The organism is Pseudomonas sp. DWP3-1-3b3 (genome assembly GCF_049896305.1).
Taxonomy (GTDB): domain Bacteria; phylum Pseudomonadota; class Gammaproteobacteria; order Pseudomonadales; family Pseudomonadaceae; genus Aquipseudomonas; species Aquipseudomonas azotoformans_A.
Genome location: NZ_JAFCUA010000001.1, coordinates 477,179 through 497,529, shown reverse-complemented (window position 1 = coordinate 497,529; position 20,351 = coordinate 477,179). Strand labels below are relative to the sequence as shown.

At 59.5% G+C, this 20,351-nt stretch carries 16 protein-coding genes; 7 read left to right on the top strand and 9 right to left on the bottom strand.

Features of this window, described 5'->3' with window-relative positions:
- Nucleotides 1–115: 115 nt before the first annotated feature.
- The 3 genes from ACP7BX_RS02505 (at nt 116) to ACP7BX_RS02495 (ending at nt 4,986) form a co-directional block, all read left to right on the top strand.
- Nucleotides 116–2,080: a hypothetical protein gene (locus ACP7BX_RS02505; protein ID WP_426129627.1), complete on the top strand. Its 1,965-nt coding sequence runs from the start codon at nt 116–118 to the stop codon at nt 2,078–2,080.
- Between the two features lie 258 nt (nt 2,081–2,338).
- On the top strand, nt 2,339–4,570 hold the full coding sequence (locus ACP7BX_RS02500) for an autotransporter outer membrane beta-barrel domain-containing protein (RefSeq protein ID WP_426129625.1): 2,232 nt from the start codon (nt 2,339–2,341) through the stop codon (nt 4,568–4,570).
- Nucleotides 4,571–4,689: 119 nt separating this feature from the next.
- Nucleotides 4,690–4,986: a carbohydrate-binding module family 14 protein gene (locus tag ACP7BX_RS02495; protein ID WP_426161324.1), complete on the top strand. Its 297-nt coding sequence runs from the start codon at nt 4,690–4,692 to the stop codon at nt 4,984–4,986.
- Between the two features lie 110 nt (nt 4,987–5,096).
- Here the strand turns inward: ACP7BX_RS02495 and ACP7BX_RS02490 are convergent, their stop codons facing one another.
- The 6 genes from ACP7BX_RS02490 to ACP7BX_RS02465 form a co-directional block, all read right to left on the bottom strand.
- Nucleotides 5,097–8,249, bottom strand: a complete 3,153-nt coding sequence (locus tag ACP7BX_RS02490) for a hypothetical protein (protein ID WP_426129623.1) — start codon at nt 8,247–8,249, stop codon at nt 5,097–5,099.
- A 169-nt stretch (nt 8,250–8,418) separates the two neighbouring features.
- Entirely contained in the window at nt 8,419–9,447 is a 1,029-nt protein-coding gene (locus ACP7BX_RS02485; RefSeq protein WP_426129621.1) for an AbrB family transcriptional regulator, read from the bottom strand.
- Entirely contained in the window at nt 9,440–10,954 is a 1,515-nt protein-coding gene (locus ACP7BX_RS02480) for a tripartite tricarboxylate transporter permease (RefSeq protein ID WP_012722750.1), read from the bottom strand. The genes ACP7BX_RS02485 and ACP7BX_RS02480 overlap by 8 nt, the downstream gene beginning before the upstream one ends.
- A 1-nt stretch (nt 10,955) precedes the next feature.
- Nucleotides 10,956–11,414 carry a tripartite tricarboxylate transporter TctB family protein gene (locus ACP7BX_RS02475; RefSeq protein ID WP_133074328.1) on the bottom strand — a complete coding sequence of 153 codons (459 nt, stop codon included), beginning with the start codon at nt 11,412–11,414 and terminating at the stop codon, nt 10,956–10,958.
- Nucleotides 11,415–11,475: 61 nt separating this feature from the next.
- A complete protein-coding gene (locus ACP7BX_RS02470; protein ID WP_033902662.1) occupies nt 11,476–12,459 on the bottom strand; it encodes a Bug family tripartite tricarboxylate transporter substrate binding protein in 984 nt (327 codons plus the stop codon).
- Nucleotides 12,460–12,492: 33 nt separating this feature from the next.
- Nucleotides 12,493–13,785 (bottom strand): OprD family porin, encoded by a 1,293-nt coding sequence (locus ACP7BX_RS02465; RefSeq protein WP_426129618.1) that lies wholly within the window; start codon nt 13,783–13,785, stop codon nt 12,493–12,495.
- A gap of 234 nt (nt 13,786–14,019) precedes the next feature.
- On the opposite strand from ACP7BX_RS02465, the gene ACP7BX_RS02460 reads away from it, so the two are divergent.
- Together ACP7BX_RS02460 and ACP7BX_RS02455 are read left to right on the top strand one after the other, a co-directional pair.
- A complete protein-coding gene (locus tag ACP7BX_RS02460) occupies nt 14,020–14,691 on the top strand; it encodes a response regulator (RefSeq protein WP_010212220.1) in 672 nt (223 codons plus the stop codon).
- Nucleotides 14,684–16,069: a sensor histidine kinase gene (locus tag ACP7BX_RS02455; RefSeq protein ID WP_133074325.1), complete on the top strand. Its 1,386-nt coding sequence runs from the start codon at nt 14,684–14,686 to the stop codon at nt 16,067–16,069. Before ACP7BX_RS02460 ends, ACP7BX_RS02455 begins: the two co-directional genes overlap by 8 nt.
- On the opposite strand, the gene ACP7BX_RS02450 is transcribed toward ACP7BX_RS02455, so the two are convergent.
- Both ACP7BX_RS02450 and ACP7BX_RS02445 read right to left on the bottom strand, forming a co-directional pair.
- Nucleotides 16,070–16,891, bottom strand: coding sequence for an HDOD domain-containing protein (locus ACP7BX_RS02450; RefSeq protein ID WP_033902659.1), 822 nt, complete (start codon nt 16,889–16,891; stop codon nt 16,070–16,072). It abuts the gene before it with no gap.
- 36 nt (nt 16,892–16,927) lie between these two features.
- On the bottom strand, nt 16,928–17,869 hold the full coding sequence (locus ACP7BX_RS02445; protein WP_426129616.1) for a YgfZ/GcvT domain-containing protein: 942 nt from the start codon (nt 17,867–17,869) through the stop codon (nt 16,928–16,930).
- A gap of 140 nt (nt 17,870–18,009) precedes the next feature.
- Between ACP7BX_RS02445 and ACP7BX_RS02440 the strand changes: the two genes are divergently transcribed.
- Nucleotides 18,010–18,264 carry a succinate dehydrogenase assembly factor 2 gene (locus ACP7BX_RS02440; RefSeq protein WP_014717362.1) on the top strand — a complete coding sequence of 85 codons (255 nt, stop codon included), beginning with the start codon at nt 18,010–18,012 and terminating at the stop codon, nt 18,262–18,264.
- Complete coding sequence (locus ACP7BX_RS02435; RefSeq protein WP_426129614.1) at nt 18,248–18,694, top strand: protein YgfX; 447 nt, start codon at nt 18,248–18,250, stop codon at nt 18,692–18,694. Before ACP7BX_RS02440 ends, ACP7BX_RS02435 begins: the two co-directional genes overlap by 17 nt.
- On the opposite strand, the gene nadB is transcribed toward ACP7BX_RS02435, so the two are convergent.
- On the bottom strand, nt 18,663–20,279 hold the full coding sequence (gene nadB / locus ACP7BX_RS02430) for an L-aspartate oxidase (protein WP_426129612.1): 1,617 nt from the start codon (nt 20,277–20,279) through the stop codon (nt 18,663–18,665). The genes ACP7BX_RS02435 and nadB overlap by 32 nt on opposite strands.
- Between the last annotated feature and the right edge of the window lie 72 nt (nt 20,280–20,351).

Sequence of the window (20,351 nt, the reverse complement as noted above, 5' to 3'; positions counted from 1 at the left end):
GTGAAGCCAGGCCCGTTGAAAGTCAGTTGTTTCTTCGAGCAATAACAACCGGGTGTGTGGTCAAGCATGCCTTGTATACCCGGACAGATACCTATCCCTATCAGGAGTTAGAGTCATGTCCAGTAATACACAAAAACCCATCAACAAAAGCTGCGATGAAGAACAAGGGCCGATGGAGGATTGGGAGGACCCCGTCCCCAACCCTCTTTTTTCTCCGGCGCCGGTTATCAATGGTCTGCTACCCGCTGTTCCGGGTGATAACCACCGTGATGTGGTGCCCAGGGCGATGCAAGAGGCGGGTGTGGTACTTAATCTACGTCCTTGGGAACGCGGGCTTTTTAATGCGTTCGAGCCGCTCACGGTCTCTGTTAATGGCCGGCCTGTATACATCACTAGCTATGAAACGAGTGTTGCTCTGCCTGATCCTGTGGTTGTCACCATGGGGCCATTAGATGCTCTTAAAGAAAATGGCCTCAAGGACATCAGCGTCCATGTACGTAATGCAAGCGATAACGACATCAATTACAACATCAGGCGGGTGTATGTGGACTCACGGGACCCAAATGGCAATAGAGAGCCTGTGGTCCCGATTGAATTTGAAGACTATGGCGCGCAATTGACCCCCGCAGACCTGGCGGGGAAGCTGGGTCTGGAATTCACTATTCCCGAGCCTGCAGAGCGGCGCGGCGGTGACATGTACAGTGTCCACGTGGACACCCTGACAACACACATAGAAGATGACGTCCCCCTGACGGGCCCTATCACGGGGATCATTCCCAGTGCAATGATCCTGGCAAGAGCTGGAGTAATCCCGGTTACCTACAGGCTGACTGATCGTTCAAATAACTCGACGGGACTCTCTGATCCGGCCTACGTGAACGTCGCCCTCAACAACCCGCCAGTATTCGGTCCTATCAGCGTTTTGGAGGCGCCGCTGGTTGACAAAGAAGAAGCCCGCAATGGTGCAACGGTACGCCTGCAAAGCATTGCAGGCCACTTGCCCACGGACTTCCTGAGAGTGATGTGGGGAACGATAGAGATCTATAACCAGGCCATCGGCTCGACCGGTGGGCCAATTGATATTCCAGCCCTTTATGCTGCCATTGCGGCCGGTGGTAGTTTTTACACTGCGGATATTCAGCTTTTTGTGGATCGCACTGGCAGCCCCACCTTCCCATCCGCCATCGTTCAAGTGGATGTCGACCTGCGTGAGCCAGGTGACAGCCAAAACCCCGGCCCAGGTCCTGTGGACCCGACACTCGCCCGGCCTTTACTGTTGGGCGGCGGGCCTCTGCCGCGTCCAGACAACCGTATCTCAGACAAGGACCGTAACTTTAATGCAACGGCTACTCTTGCGTTGCCTGCAGGATTGACAACGGGCGACTTCATCGACTTGATCTATGGCCCCAACGGCGATGTGGCATCCACCTATCCCGTCACAGGCTCGGAGCCAGCGGGTTTCCAAGTGCCTTTTACCGTTCTCTGGACGCTCATCGAATCGCTTGGCAATAACCCCGCCCTCCCGATTTATTGCAAGATCCGGGACGCTGTCAATTACAAACACACCCCGACTCAAAATGTGGTTGTGGAAATTTTCAATCTGGCAGGGCTGGCCGATCCTATTTTCAATAACGCGCAAGCCTTGCCATCCCACCCTCATGCCACTTGGTTTATCAATTGCCCACGGAGCCCATGGTTGGGCGTTCCAATCAAAGTCTTGGACCCTGCAATACTTCAAGTGGGGGATAAGGTCACGATCGAGGCTTACCGGTACGCCTATGTCCCCGCTGCAACACCTATCGGTGCGCCTATTGGGATCCCAGTGACAACGGCTGAGTTCGACATCGACAGTACCCATGTAAACCTGGGCTTGATCGTGCCTTTGGATTTGAGTGCCTGGTTCAAGGATTACACGGGTACGCTAGGTCGGGGCTATGTCGGTGTGCGTTGGACACTCTTCCGGCCGTCCACAGGGGATCGCGGGCATTCCATGGAAGTCAGGGCGCTTTGGGACCTGGTTGCGTCTGGCACGCCGCCTACCTGTGTACCAGGCGCAACACGCCGTAGCGGAACGATTTGATCGCCACGGCCCCATTCGCCTCTGTGAGGCGGTGGGGCCTTTTACTGCAGTAACCTATCGTCGTTAAGAAGGGGATGTTAAGAAAAGTCCTACGTGTTCAGGGAATACAGCTCTTTAGTCTCAGCGCCGTGGAAAACGGAAACCTATTCGATACGGGTTCCGGGTTCGAACTGGTATTTACTTCTGAGACTACAACGTATGAAACCTATTACCCCTCATCATTTTCGTTATTCGCGTTTATCGACAGCTGTAAAATTCATGGCTGTTGCACCGCTGTATCTTTTGAGTGAACAGGCGCTGTCGGCGGTCATCGTGGACGGCAATGTTGGCACTGGCCAGCTTGATGTTTATCCCGGAACAGGTGCGCAGGCCTATATCGCGCAGAACAATGCGGCCCTCAACATCCACAACCACGCCATCGTTCAAGAGATACAGGCTGACAACGGCTCGACACTGACTATTACGGGGGCTACGGTGAGCTCGACGCACACCTCCCAGGCCGCTGTCGCCCTCAGTAACTCGAACGCCACGATCACAGACGCGAGCATCACCAGCTACACCAGTGGCGGGTTGAACGTTGCTCACCAACCCGGTACCACCACGGGCTCTCATGCTCAAGTCAGCAGGAGTGAAATTACCGGCGCGACTTACGGCGCAAACGTGACCTCCCACAGTCTGTTGGAGCTGAATGACGCCAAGGTGACCGGCAGCAGCCAACAGGGTTTGAGACTGTTAGGGGGAGCAGCTATTGCCAGGAACAGTGAAATAACGGGGGCGACGGCTGGAGTCGTGATGGCGCGTGAGAGCTCGACGGCTTTTGAGTCTCCCCACTTGATCCTGGACGGTTCGCGTGTCGAGGGGCTAAGTGGCCCGGCAATCTCCGTGTTGAGCCCTATCACGGCCGAAATTGATGTGACCAATGGTTCATCCTTGAGCGGTCACAACGGCAATATGCTGGAGCTGAGCGGTGGCGGCTCGGCCAACATGCGCGTAAACAACAGTGCGCTCGACGGAGATATCCAGGTGGGCACAAGTAGCGCCCTGGATTTGAACCTGGATTTCGCCTTCATGAAGGGCGACATCACCAACAACGGCGGCAGCGCCAACGTTGGCCTCAACAATGGCTCGGTGCTGACCGGGCGCCTGGACAATGTCGACAAACTGTCGGTCAACAGTGACGCCACCTGGGTAATGGTGGATGGCCAACAGGCACTCAATGCGTTGTCGATGAATGGCGGTAACGTCAAGTTCGGCGAGTCCGGAGCCTTCTATCAGCTGGACGTGGCCAACCTGTCCGGCACCGGTGGTACGTTCATCATGAAGGCGGATTTCGGCTCGCTGACCGGTGACTTCCTGAACGTAACGGGTACCTCTGCCGGCAACCATCAATTGCTGCTTGCCGCCACGGGGGCCGACCCGTTGAACGAGCGCCTGCACATGGTGCACACCGCCGACGGTGTGGCGAATTTCAGTCTGGTGGGCGGTCGGGTCGACCGCGGTACTTATTCTTACGACCTGGCAGCGGATAACCAGAATCACGATTGGTACCTGGACCCGGACAGCAAGGTCATCAGCCCGAGCACCAACTCGGTGTTGGCGTTGTTCAACGCGGCGCCGAGCGTGTTGTTGGGGGAAATGACCAACCTGCGTACGCGCATGGGTGAACTGCGTTTCAACGGCGGCCAGACGGCTGGCCTGTGGACCCGTGCCTACGGCAACAAGTATGAGGTGTCCAACGACAAGACCGGCCTGGGTTATAACCAGAACCAGCGCGGTTTCACCCTGGGCGCGGATGCACCGGTGGAGGCCGGTGACGGGCAGTGGTTGATCGGCGCGATGGCCGGCCACAGCCAATCGGACCTGGACCTGAACCTGGGCAGCAAAGCCACCATCAACAGCTACTACGTGGGCGGCTATGCAACGTGGCTGGACAGCGAAAGCGGCTTTTACTTCGACGGCGTGCTCAAGTTCAACCGCCTGCACAATGAGTCCAACGTGGCCATGAGCGACGGCAAGAAGAGCAAGGGCAACTACACGCAAAATGCCACGGGCGCTTCGGCCGAGTTCGGTCGTCATATCACGCTGGATGACGGTTACTTCGTTGAACCCTACGGCCAATTGGCGGCGGTGATCACCCAGGCCCAGAGCTACACATTGGACAATGGCCTGCAAGCCAAAGGGGATCGTTCGAGTTCGGTGATCGGGGAGTTGGGCGTCACTGCCGGCAATAATATCCAACTCGACAGCGGCGGCGTGCTGCAGCCCTACTTGAAAGCGGCGGTCACCCATGAGTTCGACCAGAGCAACAAAGTGTTCGTCAACGACAATTCGTTCAACAACGACCTGTCGGGCTCGCGCTTGAAGCTGGGGGCGGGTGTGGCGATGTCGGTGTCGCAGAGCTTGAGCCTGCATGCGGACCTGGAGCGCAGCGTGGGCAAAAACATCAAGCAACCCCTGGGTGTGAATGTGGGGCTGCGCTACGCGTTCTAAGCGTTGTTGGTGTCGCACTTTCCGCTTGTCGGGCAAACCGCCAACCTGTCAAATCTGACAGTAGGCGGTTTGTTTTTTTGGGTGCTAACTGGATGGGCATTCCTAATCAGGAGATTCCCATGCATCATTTTATTAGTAAGAAAGTTATGCGTACCGTCCCCAAGGTAGTACTGGCGACAGGCGTGGCGGTACTGCTTGCCGCTTGTTCCACCGGCCCCTCCGAGACGGTCTCGAGTGAGTACCCCGGACTTGATCCCGCCTGCACCAGCGCAGGTTATTTTAAAAGTATATCGCCCGGTTGGTATTATCGGTGTGTGTGGAACGGCAGTATCAATCGCTGGATAAAATACCCAAACCAATGCCCGGCTGGGCAAGAGTTTGATGTGGCCCTTAAACGCTGCGTACCCAAGCAATAATGCATTGATAGGCCTCTCTTCCTGACGGAAGAGAGGCCTTTTTTATTGCCTTGAGAATGGTGATGTCGGGTGGCGATATCGCCACCCGACAGAGGTTTTGAACAATGAGCCTATGGCCGCTCCACAACCAAAATATCATCCAGCGAGAACTCTGCCGGTGAGTAGAAACTGTAGAAGTAGATGCGCATAGCTAAGAATTGAGAGGGAACCCCGGCAGGCAATGAAAAGGTTCTGGAGTGTGAGGTCCACACACCAGGCTGAACATGCACGAACGATTCTGAATGGGTGCCAAACTCTAGGAAGACTTGGGGTTGATAGGGATTGCCGTCAACCTTCATTTTGAAGCTTAAGTCGTAGTATTTACCGCTTTTAATGTAGAAGGTTTTGATAAGGCCGGGCTTCAGAGGGCTGCCATTATTCAATTTTACATACCAGAAATTGTTGTTGCTGACATTTCTGATCACGCCCGTGCCATTGACGATGTTGACCCAGGCGTTCCAGGACAACAATTCAAAGTCTGTGAAATCATAGAGCCGAAGCGCTTTGATAATGTAGTCGCTCAACGGAAAGGGCTTGGCGTTCAGTTCATTTGAATCACCATCGAAAGTGACGGCTGCCTTTGCCGTAACCTTGCTGCCATCTGCGAGTGCGGTAAACCAACTGCGCATCGCCTTTTCATTCACTATCCCGTTGTCGGCTTGAGTCTGGTCGATCTGATGGCCGTTCAACAATGTCAACGGAGTTGCACTCACACTGTGGAGCCTGAGCCAGATACGTTGGTCTTTTCTGCTCAGCAGCCACCGCGCCAGGCTCACCCAGCAATCGGTGGTGAATGCATTCAAGTCTACGGTTGAGCCCGATGGCAGGCCATTGAGTCTTGGCTGCGGCAGTGGATTGCCGCCGGGTAGCTCATCGAAGTCCAGCACGCGCAGGTTCAACACCCTTGAGTCATCGGTGACGCCGTTGGTGGTGACGTGATACTGAATACGCAGGACGCTCCCAATGTGGTCGCCGATCACACTGTTGGGGAATTTGAAATCGACGAAACCAGCCGTCGGGTTGCCGTATTGGGGGGTTATGGACGGCAGCGTCGCACCGGCTTTGCCCAGCAGTTCAGGTTTGATGAGATCGGCTGAGGACATCGGTGCAAACTGCACGCGAAATGTCACCTCTGGAGTGTTGTCAGCAATGACCGGGTTGATGGTCGCGTTCTCATCGTCCACGGGGGTGCTGTTATAAACGAAAGGTGCGGGTAAATGGCGCACTGCGAGGATTTTCATGGGCACGACGTTCGAAAAGCGTGTTGCAGCGCCTAGGCGCGAGCGGTCGTAGAAAATATTCATGACTTGATTGAGCAGGATGTACTGGCGCTCAAGCGTGAATGGCAGCGGCCTGTCTTTCCAAATGTCTGAGACAAAGAAGGGTTGCGGCGGAGCGCTTCCTCCGGTGCCTTCAGCATGCAGAGTGACCGTATCCCCCACTTTGATATCGTTGTTGGGGTCGACCTCAATCGTGGCATCACCCGTGGATTGGCTCGGATCAAACACGTAATCAGGCGGCGGCGCCTCATGCACCCTCGGTTCGGGCAGTACCGCCGTAGAGGCACCGACATAAACCGTTGTAGCCGGGGATGGCCGTATGCCCTGGCTATTCTCACTGGTATAAGAGGCCGTCAGGCTGCCCCCTGCCAATTTGGCAATATCACCCTCGGGGCCATTGATAATCGAGAACACCACATTGCCTGCGCCTGCATTTTTGGATTCTTCGTGGTAGTAAAACTTGCCGTTAGGGTAGCGGCCCAACAGCTTCAGCGTGATGCGGTCAAAGAAATCCTGTCCGTGAGATTTACGGATGTCGATATTAACGATGGGGGCATCAGCAGGCAGCGTTCCATCTACAGCCTCCCGAAATATTGGGGCATAGAGCCCACCGGGAATGGCGGTGCCGATCACGCTGACCGGCGTGAGGTGCGAGCCTCTATTCGGCGCGCCAAAGCGGATTCGTTCATAGCGAAGTCGAGCCTGGCCTCCGATCAACGGTATCAGGTCGCTGACCGGGCATGGGATTCTGAGCTGGCGCGTCGTGGTGGATGTCAGCGGAGCGGAACTGTAGGTTTTTGTCACCGTTTGCCCGTCCACCGTTCTGCCGGTGAGGGTCACCTTGATCACGTCGCCCAACAGGTAGCCGAATCCCGCGATGAGCACGATGATCGACACAAAATCGCCAATCACCTCGTCGAGGTTGAGGATGTCTTCCGGAGCCTCATCGAAGAAGCAATGGGGCAACAATGGCTCTGACCCATCGTTCAGGAACACCTGGATGAATTCAGGGAGCGACCAGCCATCCGAATAGTTTCCGCATTCATCAATCACGTTATATTCAGCGACGTGAGCGCCGCTGCCGACCTGGCGCCAATGTTCAATGCACAGCCTGAAGACAATGTCGTCAAAGTTATCCGCTTCTGGCTGGGACACCTTGTGTTCGAATAATGCGTCGCCGATTTTCAGGCGCACAGCATCACGTAGCGCGCGGTGGGTGCGGGGTGACAATGAGGTATCGGCGGGGTAGTAGGGTACGCGAATCTCTATGCAGTTTTGCGCGTCGTCTTCTGTAACGCCAAAGTCGAGAAACTCTTGGGGAATGATTGGTTTGAGCAGGTTCGTGTTGATAAAACTGTGGCCGTCCGGGTTGTCCCCGGCGGGTTTTACCTTATCGACCTTCAGCGCGAATTTTCTGGTTTCTCCTACTGCCTGGCCGAGCCGTGTGACCCTGATGAATACGATGACAATGCCATCTGTGATCACACTCGACGGTACGAACAGGGGAATCAATTCAGCATTATCCACTTCATGCTGGTGGATGGTGGTGGAGGCGACGGAGTTGGTCAGGTCGCCCCAGAACAGTTCCGCGAAATCCAGCGCTTCCATGTCCAGAAATGGCAGCAAGGCGATCAGTAATCCTTCCGCATGCGTCGTGATCGCGACCAGATTGATACCGGCGTCGACGCCTAGCACCGGCTTGGTACTGGCAGGGATGTACAGCACCAAATCTTCGAGGCGAACCTTTTTAAAGGCTTGCGTCGAGTTGAGAGAGAGGTCAGAGGGCCTGGGCACCAGGTAACGAGGGTCGATAAAAGTACGCCGCACCGCCGGCGTCTTTTTGACGGGCTGCGTGTTCGAGTAAGGCGCAAGCAGTGAGCGTCCCTGAGGGAGCTTGATCAAACGTTGGCCTGGATTGTTGGATAGCTCTTCGTCGTTACCCATGGGGGAACCCTCTGCAGTCAGTGAGGAACTCAATGTCTACGGCCCATTTACTGAGTGGGAGTAGTTACGAAGAGGTGTAACGCGGAATCTGGAGGGCAACCAGCTGTGAGAATTGACAGTGCCGACAAACGGCAACGGCTCGCCGGCGAGCCGTTCACGTTGTGGGTGGTCAGGGTTGGCGGTTCCACTGTCGGAACAGGGGCTCGGCGAGGAACAGCACGAACAGCAAACGCATCACCTGCATGGCAGTGACCAAGGGGACGGACAACTGCAGCGTCTCGGCGGTGAGGCTCATTTCGGCAATCCCGCCGGGCATCATGCCCAGGGTCAGCGAGCGCAGGTCCAGATGGGTCAACGCGCTCAAGCCCACCGCCGCCAATGTCGCCAGTGCCATGGTCAAGGCCGTGCCGATCAGGGTGCGGCCCATGAACGACGGTGCCCGACGGAAGAACTGCCGGTTGAAATGGCAGCCCAAACCGCTGCCGATCAACCATTGGCCAATCTGGCTGCCGCCATCGGGCAGGCCGATATGCAGGTCCCAGACCACGCTGGCAGTGGCGCTCACCAGCAAGGGCCCGAACAACCACGGGTTCGGCTGACGCAACCGCTGCCAACCCCAGGCCACCAGCGCGCCTATCGGAAACAGCACCAACAGCCAAGGCCAGCTCACCGGCGCCGGATGAAACTGTGGCGCGCCGCCTTCCAGCAAATATTTGAAGATTGCCGGTACACACAGCACCACCACCAGCACCCGCAAACTTTGCCCCGCCGCGACACGGCTGAGCACCGCGCCATTGCGTGCGCCGAGGTTGACCATCTCACCGGAACCGCCCGGCATGCTGGAGAAAAACGCGGTGGCGCGGTCTTCACCGCTGCGGCGCATCAACCACACACCGACCACGCTGGACAGGCTGGTGACCAGTGCACCGAAGAAGATCAGCCCGAAGTGGCTCATCACCTGCTCGATCACCACCGGCGTGAAGTGCAGCCCGATCCCGATCCCCACGACCCATTGGCCGCATTTGCGCCCGCCGGGAATCTCCGCCAACTGCCACGGCGTGAGGCAGCGTACCAGGATGATCGCCAGCAATGAGCCGACCATGTACGGCAAAGGCCAGCCGACGAGGCTGGCCAGGTAACCGCCGGCCAGGCCGACCAGCGGTGTTCCCCACCAATGTTTAAAGGTGACCTCAGACATCGGCCACGGCACGACGCTGCAGGGCACGTTTGCGGTAGATGCGGATCAACGGGAAGGCCAGCATCAGCGCCGTCAGTACCCACACACCAAAGGTGATCGGGCTCGACCAGAGAATCTGCAGGTCACCGTTGGAGATCGACAGCGCCCGGCGCAGATTTTGCTCCATCAAGCCGCCGAGGATAAAGCCCAGCAGCACCGGCGACAGTGGGAAGTCAAGCTTGCGCAGGATGTAACCGAAGATGCCGATACCGACCATCAGGAACAGGTCGAAGGTGGTGGCGTGAACCGCGTACACACCAATCGCCGTAATGATCGCAATCACCGGCACCAGCGCCCAGTTCGGCACAGCCAGGATGCGCGTGAAGATGCGGATCATCGGGATGTTGAGGATCACCAGCATGATGTTGGCGATGAACAACGAAGCGATCAGGCCCCAGACGATGTCCGGTTGCTGTTGGAACAGCAGCGGGCCAGGGGTGATGTTGTACAGCGACAGGGCGCCGATCATCACGGCGGTGGTGCCCGAACCGGGTACGCCGAGGGTCAGCATCGGCACCAGGGCGCCGCAGGCGGACGCGCCGATGGCAGTTTCCGGAGCGGCGAGGCCGCGCATGTCGCCCTGGCCGAATTTACCGCTGGCACCGGCCAGGCGTTTTTCGGTCATGTAGGCAACCGCCGAGGCCAAGGTCGCACCGGCACCTGGCAAGACGCCCATGATGAAACCCAGCAAACCGCAGCGGATGTTGACGACAAAGACCGCGCCCGCTTCCTTGAGGTTGAACATCATACGGCCCGTGGCCTTCACGGCTTCCTGGCCTCGGTGGGTTTTTTCCAGCAGCAACAGGATCTCACTGATGGAGAACAGGCCCAGCACCAACACCACAAACTGGATGCCGTCGGTGAGGTGGATGTTGTCGCCGGTAAAGCGGTACACGCCGCTGTTGGCGTCGATGCCCACCGCTGACAGGAACAGGCCGATCAGCGCTGCAACAAAGGTCTTCAACGGCTTGTCACCGGCCATACCGCCGAGACAGACAATCGCGAACACCATCAGTACGAAATATTCCGCCGGGCCGAAGGCAATCGCCCATTTGGCCAGCAACGGCGCAAACAACACCATGCCGCAGGTGGCGATAAACGCGCCGATGAATGAACTCCACGCCGACAACGATAGCGCCACGCCGGCCAGGCCTTTGCGGGCCATCGGGTAGCCGTCGAGGGTGGTCATTACGGTGGAGGCTTCGCCTGGGATGTTCAGCAGGATCGAGCTGATACGCCCGCCGTATTCGCAGCCCAGGTACACGGCTGCCAGCAGAATCAAGGCTGATTCCGGCGGCAGGCCCAGGGCGAACGCGATGGGGATCAACAACGCCACGCCGTTGATCGGGCCCAGGCCTGGCAACAGGCCGACCACGGTGCCAATCAGGGTGCCGCACAGGGCGGTCACCAGGTTGTAGGGGGACAGTGCAACGCCGAAGCCCTGGCCCAAATAGCCGAAAGTATCCATATCAGTTCTCCAGAACGTCGAGCAGGCCGAGGGGCAGCGGCACATCCATGGCTTTATCGAACAGCAGGTAAAGACCAATCGCCATCAGGCTGACGATCACCACGCTCGGTAGCCAGCGGCCGCCATACAGGCGCGCCATCGGAATGCCGATCAGCATGCTGCTGAGGATAAAACCCAGGGATTCGAAGGTGCCGGCGAACACGATCAACAAGCCGACACAGATGCCGATCTTGATCAGGGTTTCGCGGTCCAGCGCGGGTTCTTCTTCGGTGTGTTTGGTCGGCTGTGGGCGGAACAGCATGTAGATAAGTGCCAGGCTCATCAGCCCGAGCATCAGCAGCGGGTAGGCGCGAGGTCCTACCGGCTCGTAGGAAAACGACGCCTGATACGGCCAGGCCATCAGGGCCAGGCCGGCACAGGCCAGTAACAGCACTGAGGCGAAAATGCGTTGTAAGAGCATGTGAAACTCCTGGGCCGCGCCCCGGTTGAAAGGGGCGCGGCCGTGCGACAGGAAGGGGCGATTACTGGATCAGGCCAAACTCTTTGGCCAGCACTTTGTAGTCAGCCACCTGTTTCTTCACGTAGGTGTCCAGCTCCGGGCCGGTCATGGCAAACGGGAACAGCTCGCGCTGGTCACGCAGCTTGGCGAACTCTTCCGAGGCCAGCAGTTTGTCGAAGGCGTCTTTCCACCAGGCGTAGTCGGCATCGCTGACTTTTGGCCCGAGGTAGAAACCGCGCACCACCGGCCAGACGATGTCGTAGCCTTGCTCTTTGGCGGTCGGAATGTTCTTCATTTCCGGCTCGTCCAGGCGCTGTTCGGAGAACACGGCCAGCAGGCGCATGTCACCGCTGAGGATGTGCGGCATGGAGTCGGAGATGTCGGTACTGCCCACCTGGATGTGGCCGCCGAGCAGGGCGGTGGCGATTTCGCCGCCGCCTTCGAGGGCCACGTAACGCAGCTCGCGCGGGTTGATCCCGGCGGCCTTGGCGATCAGCGCGGTTTGCATCCAGTCCTGGCTGCCCACGGTGCCGCCGGAGCCGATCACTACGCTGCCCGGATCTTTTTTCAGGGCTTTGACCAGATCGTCGAGGGTCTTGTAGGGCGAATCGGCTTTCACTGCGATAGCACCGTAGCTGGTGCCGACTGCTGCCAGCCAACGCACGGCGCTTTCATCGAACCGGCCGAACTTGCCCTGGGCCAGGTTCAGCAGCGAACCGCTGGACCAGGCCACCAGCGTACCGGCGTCGGCCGGGCGCTGCGCAACCACGGCGTTGTACGCTACCGCGCCCACGCCGCCTGGCATGTAGGTCACGCGCATCGGCTTGCTCAGCAGCTTCTCGTTGACCAGCGCGCTTTGCGCCAGTTTGCAGGTCAGGTCAAAACCGCCGCCAGGCGAGGCCGGGGCGATGCATTCCGGGCGCTTGGGTTCGTCGGCGGCCAGCAGTTGGCCGGCGAACAGCATGCAGCCGGCGGCGAGGGCCAATTTACGCAGTGAAGGGGTCATGGTGATCTCCATCTTTGTTGTTATGAGGGGGTACTACCAAAGGGCGACGCTATAGCTGACCAGCAAGCGCATTTCGTCCGCATCACGGGCTGAGTAGTTCGAACGGTAAGTGGCGTTGCGCAGGCGCACGGCCACATCCTTGAATGTGCCGCTTTGCACCACGTACTTGATCTCGCTGTTGCGTTCCCATTCCTTGCCGGTCTCGCCGTTCTTGAGCTTGATGTTGTCACCCGAGAGGTAACGGCTCATGAAGCTCAGGCCGGGGATGCCCAGCTTGGCGAAGTCGAAGTCGTAACGTGCCTGCCAGGAACGTTCTTCGGCGCCGGCAAAGTCGTTGATCTGCACGAAGTTGACCAGGTACGGGTCGCTGCCATCCACATACGGGAAGGCGCTGTCGCCGGACATGTGCTGGTAGCCGGCGCTGAGCTTGTGGCCATTGAGGGCATAGCTGAACAGGCCGTTGAGGGACGTGTTGTCGATCTTGCCGCCACGGGCGCTGCCGGTGTCATCACTGATGGCCAGGCGCAGGTCGGTGCCGAAGGTGCCGGGGCCCATCGGGCGTGCGGCCACCAGGCCGAGGAAGTGCTGGCGGTACACGTCGTCGAGTTGGGCGAAGTGATAGCTGCCGGTGATCTTGTCGGCGAACTTGTAGTCGGCGCCGCCAAAGTTGAAGTGCTTGCCGGTGGCGCCACTCAGGAAGCGGCTGTTCTTGTTGTTGAGCGCGATGTCTTCGTAATTGGTGTCGTCGCGGTCCTTGGCCTTGTCCAGGCGGCCACCGGTGAACACCAGGTTCTTGAATTCCTTGGAGGTGATCAGGCCGCCGTTGAAGGTCTGCGGCAGGATACGGCCGTCGTTGGGCTTGAGGATTGGCAGTTCGGGGATCAGCGAGCCGATTTTCAGCTCGGTGGCCGAGATCTTCACTTTGCCGGTCAGGCCCAGCTTGGAGTACTCGTCGGCGGCGCGGCCATCGTCGTGGGTGGGCAACAGGCCGGTGCCGGTACGGTCGGGGCTGGAGTCGAGCTTGACCCCGAGCATGCCCAGCGCATCCACGCCAAAGCCGACGGTGCCGTCGGTGTAGCCCGATTGCAGGTTGAGCATGAAGCCCTGGGCCCATTCGTCGCGTTTGGATTGCTGCAAGCGGGTGCCGTCGCGGAAGTCGCGGTTGAAGTACATGTTGCGGGTTTCCAGGGTCGCGCTACTGTCTTCGAAGAAGGCAGCCTGGCTGAGCGGCGAAAAGCCGGCAAGGGTAGCAGCACTGGCGAGGGCGGTCTGGGTCAGGCGAGAAAAACGAACAGGCGAGGGGGCCTGGGGCTGTGTCGACAGCATCGTTGTGTACTCCGTTATTGTTCTTATTTTGGCGAAAACGCTTCGAGGCGTTTTTCGGGCGCGGCGCGAAGGCAGCTCGGCGGGCATAGACCACCGTGGCTGGATGCTAAAGGGCGAAGCTTTCACTAACCTTTCAGTGGCCTTTCAATGTTTTCGGGCTTCACAGGGCAGGTGGCGCCTGTAAACTGCCCGCCAAAGCGTGGCGCCGACCACCCCTGAACGAGGTAGAAATCCATGCGTGTCCTGCTGGTTGAAGACCATCTGCAACTTGCCGAAAGTGTCGCGCAAGCGCTCAAGAGCACGGGTCTGACCGTTGACGTGCTGCACGATGGCGTAGCGGCGGACCTGGCCCTGAGCAGCGAGGAATACGCGGCGGCAATCCTCGATGTGGGGCTGCCGCGCATGGACGGTTTCGAGGTGCTTGCACGTCTGCGCGCCCGTGGGAAAAATCTGCCCGTGCTGATGCTGACGGCGCGCAGTGATGTGAAAGACCGTGTGCACGGTTTGAACCTCGGGGCCGACGACTACCTTGCCAAACCTTTCGAACTCACCGAGTTGGAAGCGCGGGTCAAGGCATTGTTGCGGCGCAGTGTATTGGGCGGCGAGCGCCAACAGGCGTGCGGCGTGTTGGTCTATGACCTCGACACGCGGCGCTTCACCGTGGGCGGAGAGCTGATGACGCTCACCTCCCGCGAGCAAGCGGTGCTGGAGGCGCTGATTGCCCGGCCGGGCCGGGTGATGAGCAAGGAGCAACTGGCTTCCCAGGTGTTCGGCCTGGACGAAGAAGCCAGCCCCGATGCCATCGAAATCTACGTGCATCGCCTGCGCAAGAAACTTGACGGCCAGCCCATTGCCATCGTGACCTTTCGCGGCCTTGGCTACCTGCTGGAAGCCCGCGATGCATAAGCCCAGCAGCCTGCGCTGGCGCCTGCTGTGGAACCTGGCGCTGTTGTTGGTGCTGTTGATGCTCGCCAGTGGCATGAGCGCTTATTGGAATGGCCGCGAAGCCGCCGACACCGCCTACGACCGCACGCTGCTGGCCTCGGCGCGGACCATCGCCGCCGGCTTGACCCAGGTGGATGGCACCTTGAGTGCGAATGTGCCCTACGTCGCCCTGGACACCTTTGCCTACGACAGCGCCGGACGCATTTATTACCAGGTCAACGACATCGACCAGAAGCTGATCTCGGGCTACGAACACCTGCCCGGTCCACCGCCCGGCACGCCGCGTACCGATGACTATCCGGCGTTGGCACGCTTCTACGATGCGGTGTACCAGGGGCAGCCGGTGCGTGTGGTCAGCCTGCTTAAGGCGGTCTCCGAGCCAAACATGAACGGCATGGCGGAAATCCGTGTCGCTGAAACCGACGAGGCGCGTGTGAGCATGGCCCGCAGTTTGATGGCGGACACTTTGCTGCGCTTGGGGATGCTCGCTGTCGGCGCATTGCTGCTGGTGTGGTTTGCCGTCAGCGCGGCGTTGCGCCCGCTGGAGCGCCTGCGCACTGCGGTGGAAGAGCGTCAGCCCGACGACTTGCGCCCATTGCCCTTGGTGGAAGTGCAGCATGAGTTTGGGCCACTGGTGCGCTCCCTCAATCACTTTACCGAACGCCTGCGCGGCCAGTTCGAACGACAGGCGCAGTTCATCGCCGACGCGGCCCATGAGCTGCGTACGCCGCTCGCGGCGCTCAAGGCCCGGTTAGAACTCGGCTTGCGTGCCGAGGATCCGGCTACCTGGCGCAGTACCCTGGAAACCGCAGCCCAGGGCACTGACCGTCTGACACATCTGGCCAATCAATTGTTGTCCCTGGCGCGCATTGAAAATGGCGCCCGCGCGATTGCCGAAGGTGGCGCGCAGTTGCTCGACCTCAGCCAGCTGGCCCGGGAGCTGGGCATGGCCATGGCGCCGTTGGCCCACGCACGCGGCGTAGCGCTGGCGTTGGAGGCCGACGAGCCGGTGTGGCTGCGCGGTGAGCCGACCTTGTTGAATGAGCTGTTGAGCAACCTGGTGGACAATGCCCTGGCCCACACGCCGCCGGGCGGCAATGTGATTCTGCGGGTGACGGCGCCGGCGGTACTGGAAGTGGAAGACGATGGCCCAGGCATCCCGCTGGATGAGCGGGACCGCGTTTTCGAACGTTTCTACCGTCGCAGCCAGCAGGGCATGGGGTCAGGCCTGGGGTTGGCGATTGTCGGTGAGATTTGCCGGGCGCACCTGGCACAGATCAGCCTGCATGATGGCGAACTTGCCGGGTTGAAAGTGCGGGTGAGTTTTATCGCGGGCTGATCAATAGAACATCGAGCGGGCTTCATCCAGCTCGGCGCGCAAGGCATCGCTGTACGGGTCGAACCGCAGTTTCTTGATCGCAGGCAAGGTCGAGACCGCTACGCTGGCCAACGGGTGATCGGTGCCGCGATGGCAATACAACACAGCCACCTGCACTAGGTCGACGTAGTCGAGGCTGGCCGAATCGCGCTCCAGGTTGAGGTATTGGCCGGGCAGTTTGGCAAGCATTTCCGGGAAGTCCCAGCCACTCAGCAGCTTGTCACCGAGCAACGGGTGGATGCTCTCGATCACGTGATTGAGGCTGACCGGGTCCGCGAGCAACTCGTAATGGTCTTCGGCGTACGTCAGGATCGGCAGCACGCCGATCTGGTGCACCAGGCCGCCAAGAGCGGCCTGGTCTGGCTTGAGCTGGCTGTGGCTGCGGCACAGGGCGTAACTGACGCCCGCGACTTCCAGGCTGCGGCGCCACACATCGCGCATCTTTTGTTCGACCACGTCGGAGCGGGCGTGGAAGATCTGCTCCATCACCAGGCCAATCGCCAGGTTGCTGCTGTAGTTGGTGCCCAGTCGGGTGATGGCGGTGTGCAGGTCGGTGACTTCCTGGGTGGCGCGCAACAACGGGCTGTTGACCACTTTGATCAGGCGCGCCGACAGCGCGGTGTCGCGACCGATCACTTTGCTCAAGTGGCTGATGCTGATTTCCGGGTCTTCAGCGGCCTGACGAATATTCAGGGCCACTTCCGGCAATGTCGGCAGAACCAGGTCATCGTTGTCGATGGCCGTCACTAAAGCCTGTTGGACTTTTTCCGCCAGCTTGTTCATTCATGCTCTCTAGGGTGTTGCAAAAAGGTACGGCGATCAGCGCTGGATCTCTCGATCACGGTCGAGCGTGTAAGGCAGGTCGAGCAGTTGCAAGCCGGGACCTTCCAATGTGCCTACGTGCACATCGCCACTATCGGCAGCTTCGGCTTGCAACACGGCCAGAAGTTCAATGCTCTTGCCGGCCTTTGCGGCAAGCACCACTTCGCCGATCGCGCTGTTGTGGCTGGGGGAAAACAGCGGAGTGCCTGGCTCGGGCAGTTCAGGCGCATCGAGGCTCAAGCGGTACAGGCGACGTTTGAGTTTGCCCAGGTACTGCATGCGCGCGACGATCTCTTGGCCGGTGTAGCAGCCTTTCTTGAAACTCACGCCACCCACGGCCTGCAGGTTGAGCATCTGCGGGATGAACAGCTCGCGGGTTTGCGGCATGACCTGGCCGATGCCTGCACGGATTTGCCCCAGCAGCCATTCATTCAGATCGGTTTGATCGAGGGTTGCAGCCAATTGATTGCGTACGGCGTCGCCTTGCTCGGCAGGCACCCAGAGTTCAGCGCGACCTGGGGAGACGCGGAGGGCGATCAACGCATCGTTGCGCACGACGCTGTCGGTCTCGGCGGGCAGTTCAAGGCCGAGGCTGGCCAGGGCCGTGTCCGCATTCACCAGGCCGAAGCGCACCCAGGCGGCGCTTTCGTCGGTGAGCTTGGATTTGGAGAACACGGCGTACTTCTTCAGGTCGGCCAGTTGCGGTTCCAGCAGCTCGGTGGCCATGGCCAGCAACACGCCATCACCTTGCAGCAGAATGCGGAAGCTCGACTGCATGCGCCCTTTTTGCGTGCAGCGCGCGCCGAGACTGGCCTGGGTATCGCTCAGGTAATTGAGGTTGCAGGTCAGTTGGCCCTGAAGGAATTTGGCGGCGTCAGCGCCGCGGACGGCAAGAACACCTTCGTGGGACAGGGAGCAGAAGAAAGCAGAGTCAGCCATGGGTCATCGCAGGTCAAAAAGTCATGGGTGCATCATAGAGGGGCGCCCGGCAAATGGATAGTTTCCGTATGGGGCGACCAAAGCCGACTGTTCCGGTGCCGTCGGGCCTGTATACTTGCCGCCTATTTGAGGAGCGCTCCATGGTCGAAGATGTAGAAATCAATCGTCTCTACTGGCACAGCCGTCGTGGCATGCTGGAGTTGGATGTGTTGCTGGTGCCTTTCACCAAAGAGGTCTATGCAACGCTCAATCAGGTGGATCGCGACCTCTACGTCAGGCTGCTGACTTGTGAAGACCAGGACATGTTCGGCTGGTTCATGGAGCGCGCCGAATCCGAAGACCCAGAGCTGCAGCGCATGGTTCGGATGATCCTGGACCGTGTCCAGCCCAAGTAATACATTCGAATGCCGCTGGCAGGCCTCACGGCTGTTGCTGGCGGCGTATCTCCTCGCCCAGCTGTTTGCGTTGGGTGCGCTTTTGTTTCTCGATCTGTCTTTTTCAAGCCTTGGCCTGTTGGCGTGTCTCGCGCACGCAGCCTGGGTTTTGCCGCGCTTTATCCTGCTGACTCACCGTTCGTCGATTCGTGGCCTGCGTCGTGACGCCGATGGTTGGCAGTTGCTCAATGCGCAGCGGGGCTGGCACAGCGTGCAGTTGCGACCGGACAGCCTCGCCTTGCCATTGATCGTCGTGCTGCGCTACCGGGTGCCGGGCGACTGGCGGATACGTTCGGTGTGTGTGCCCAGGGATTCGCAGGTCGCCGATGTGCATCGGCGCCTGCGGGTACGCCTGAAGTTCAGCCGCCGTAGGTGGTTGGTACCAGGATAGTGTCGCGGGCTTCGGGCAGCATCTGCGGGTAATCGAGGGTGTAATGCAGGCCGCGGCTTTCCTTGCGCTCCATGGCCGAGCGGATCATCAGTTCCGCCACCTGGGCCAGGTTGCGCAACTCGATCAAGTCGCGGCTGACCTTGTAGTTACTATAGAACTCGTCGATTTCATCCAGCAGCATCCGCACTCGATGCTGCGCGCGTTGCAGGCGCTTGTTGGTGCGCACGATCCCCACGTAGTCCCACATGAAACGGCGCAGCTCGTCCCAGTTGTGCGCGATGATCACGTCTTCGTCCGAGTCGGTCACCTGGCTGGCGTCCCAGCGGGGCAGGGCGGCAGGTACAGGAATGCGCGGCAGCTGTTCAAGAATGTCTGCCGCCGCCGAGCGCGCATACACGAAACACTCCAGCAGCGAGTTGCTGGCCATGCGGTTGGCGCCGTGCAGGCCGGTAAAGCTGGTTTCGCCAATCGCATACAGGCCCGGGACGTCGGTGCGACCGTGCTGGTCGACCATTACGCCGCCGCAGGTGTAGTGCGCAGCCGGCACCACGGGGATCGGGCCTTGGGTGATGTCGATGTTGAACGCCAGGCAACGCTCGTAGACCGTAGGGAAGTGAGTCTTGATGAAGGCTTCGGGTTTGTGGCTGATGTCCAGGTAAACGCAGTCGATGCCCAGGCGCTTCATTTCGTGGTCGATGGCGCGGGCGACGATATCGCGCGGGGCCAATTCGGCGCGCGGGTCGAAGCGCTGCATGAAACGTTCGCCGTTGGGCAGTTTCAGGTGTGCGCCTTCACCGCGCAGGGCTTCAGTAATCAGGAAGCTCTTGGCTTGCGGGTGATACAGGCAAGTCGGGTGGAACTGGTTGAATTCCAGGTTGGCCACGCGGCAGCCCGAGCGCCAGGCCATGGCGATGCCATCACCACACGCGCCATCGGGGTTGCTGGTATAGAGGTAGACCTTGGCTGCGCCGCCGGACGCAAGGATGGTGAAGCGCGCGCCGTAGGTGTCGACTTCGCCGCTGGCGCGGTTGAGCACGTAGGCGCCGAGGCAGCGCTCGCCGTCCAGGCCCAGGCGTTTTTCGGTGATCAGGTCGACGGCGACACGTTGTTCCAGTAATTCGATGTTGGGGCGCTGGCGAGCTTGTTCGAGCAGTGTCTTGAAAATGGCGGCGCCAGTAGCGTCTGCCGCATGGATGATGCGGCGGTGGCTGTGACCGCCTTCGCGGGTCAGGTGGAACTCAAAACCGCCGTCGTCGCTGCCTGCGTGTTCGTCGCGGGTAAAAGGGACGCCTTGATCGATCAGCCATTGGATGGCTTCACGGCTGTGCTCGACGGTGAAGCGCACCGCGTCTTCATTGCATAGGCCACCGCCCGCATTGAGGGTGTCCTCGACGTGGGATTGCACCGTATCGGTGTCATCCAGTACGGCGGCGACACCGCCCTGGGCCCAGAATGTCGAGCCGTTGGCCAGGTCGCCTTTGCTCAGCACCGCAATGCGCAGGTGGCTGGGAAGGGTCAGCGCTAGGCTCAAACCGGCCGCGCCGCTGCCGATCACCAAGACATCGTGTTGAAACTGTTGGCTCATTTGAGGGATTCCGCAAAAAGCGATCCGAAGAGGTGGCGCAAACAGGACGCCTGGATCGGCGGATCAAAGGGT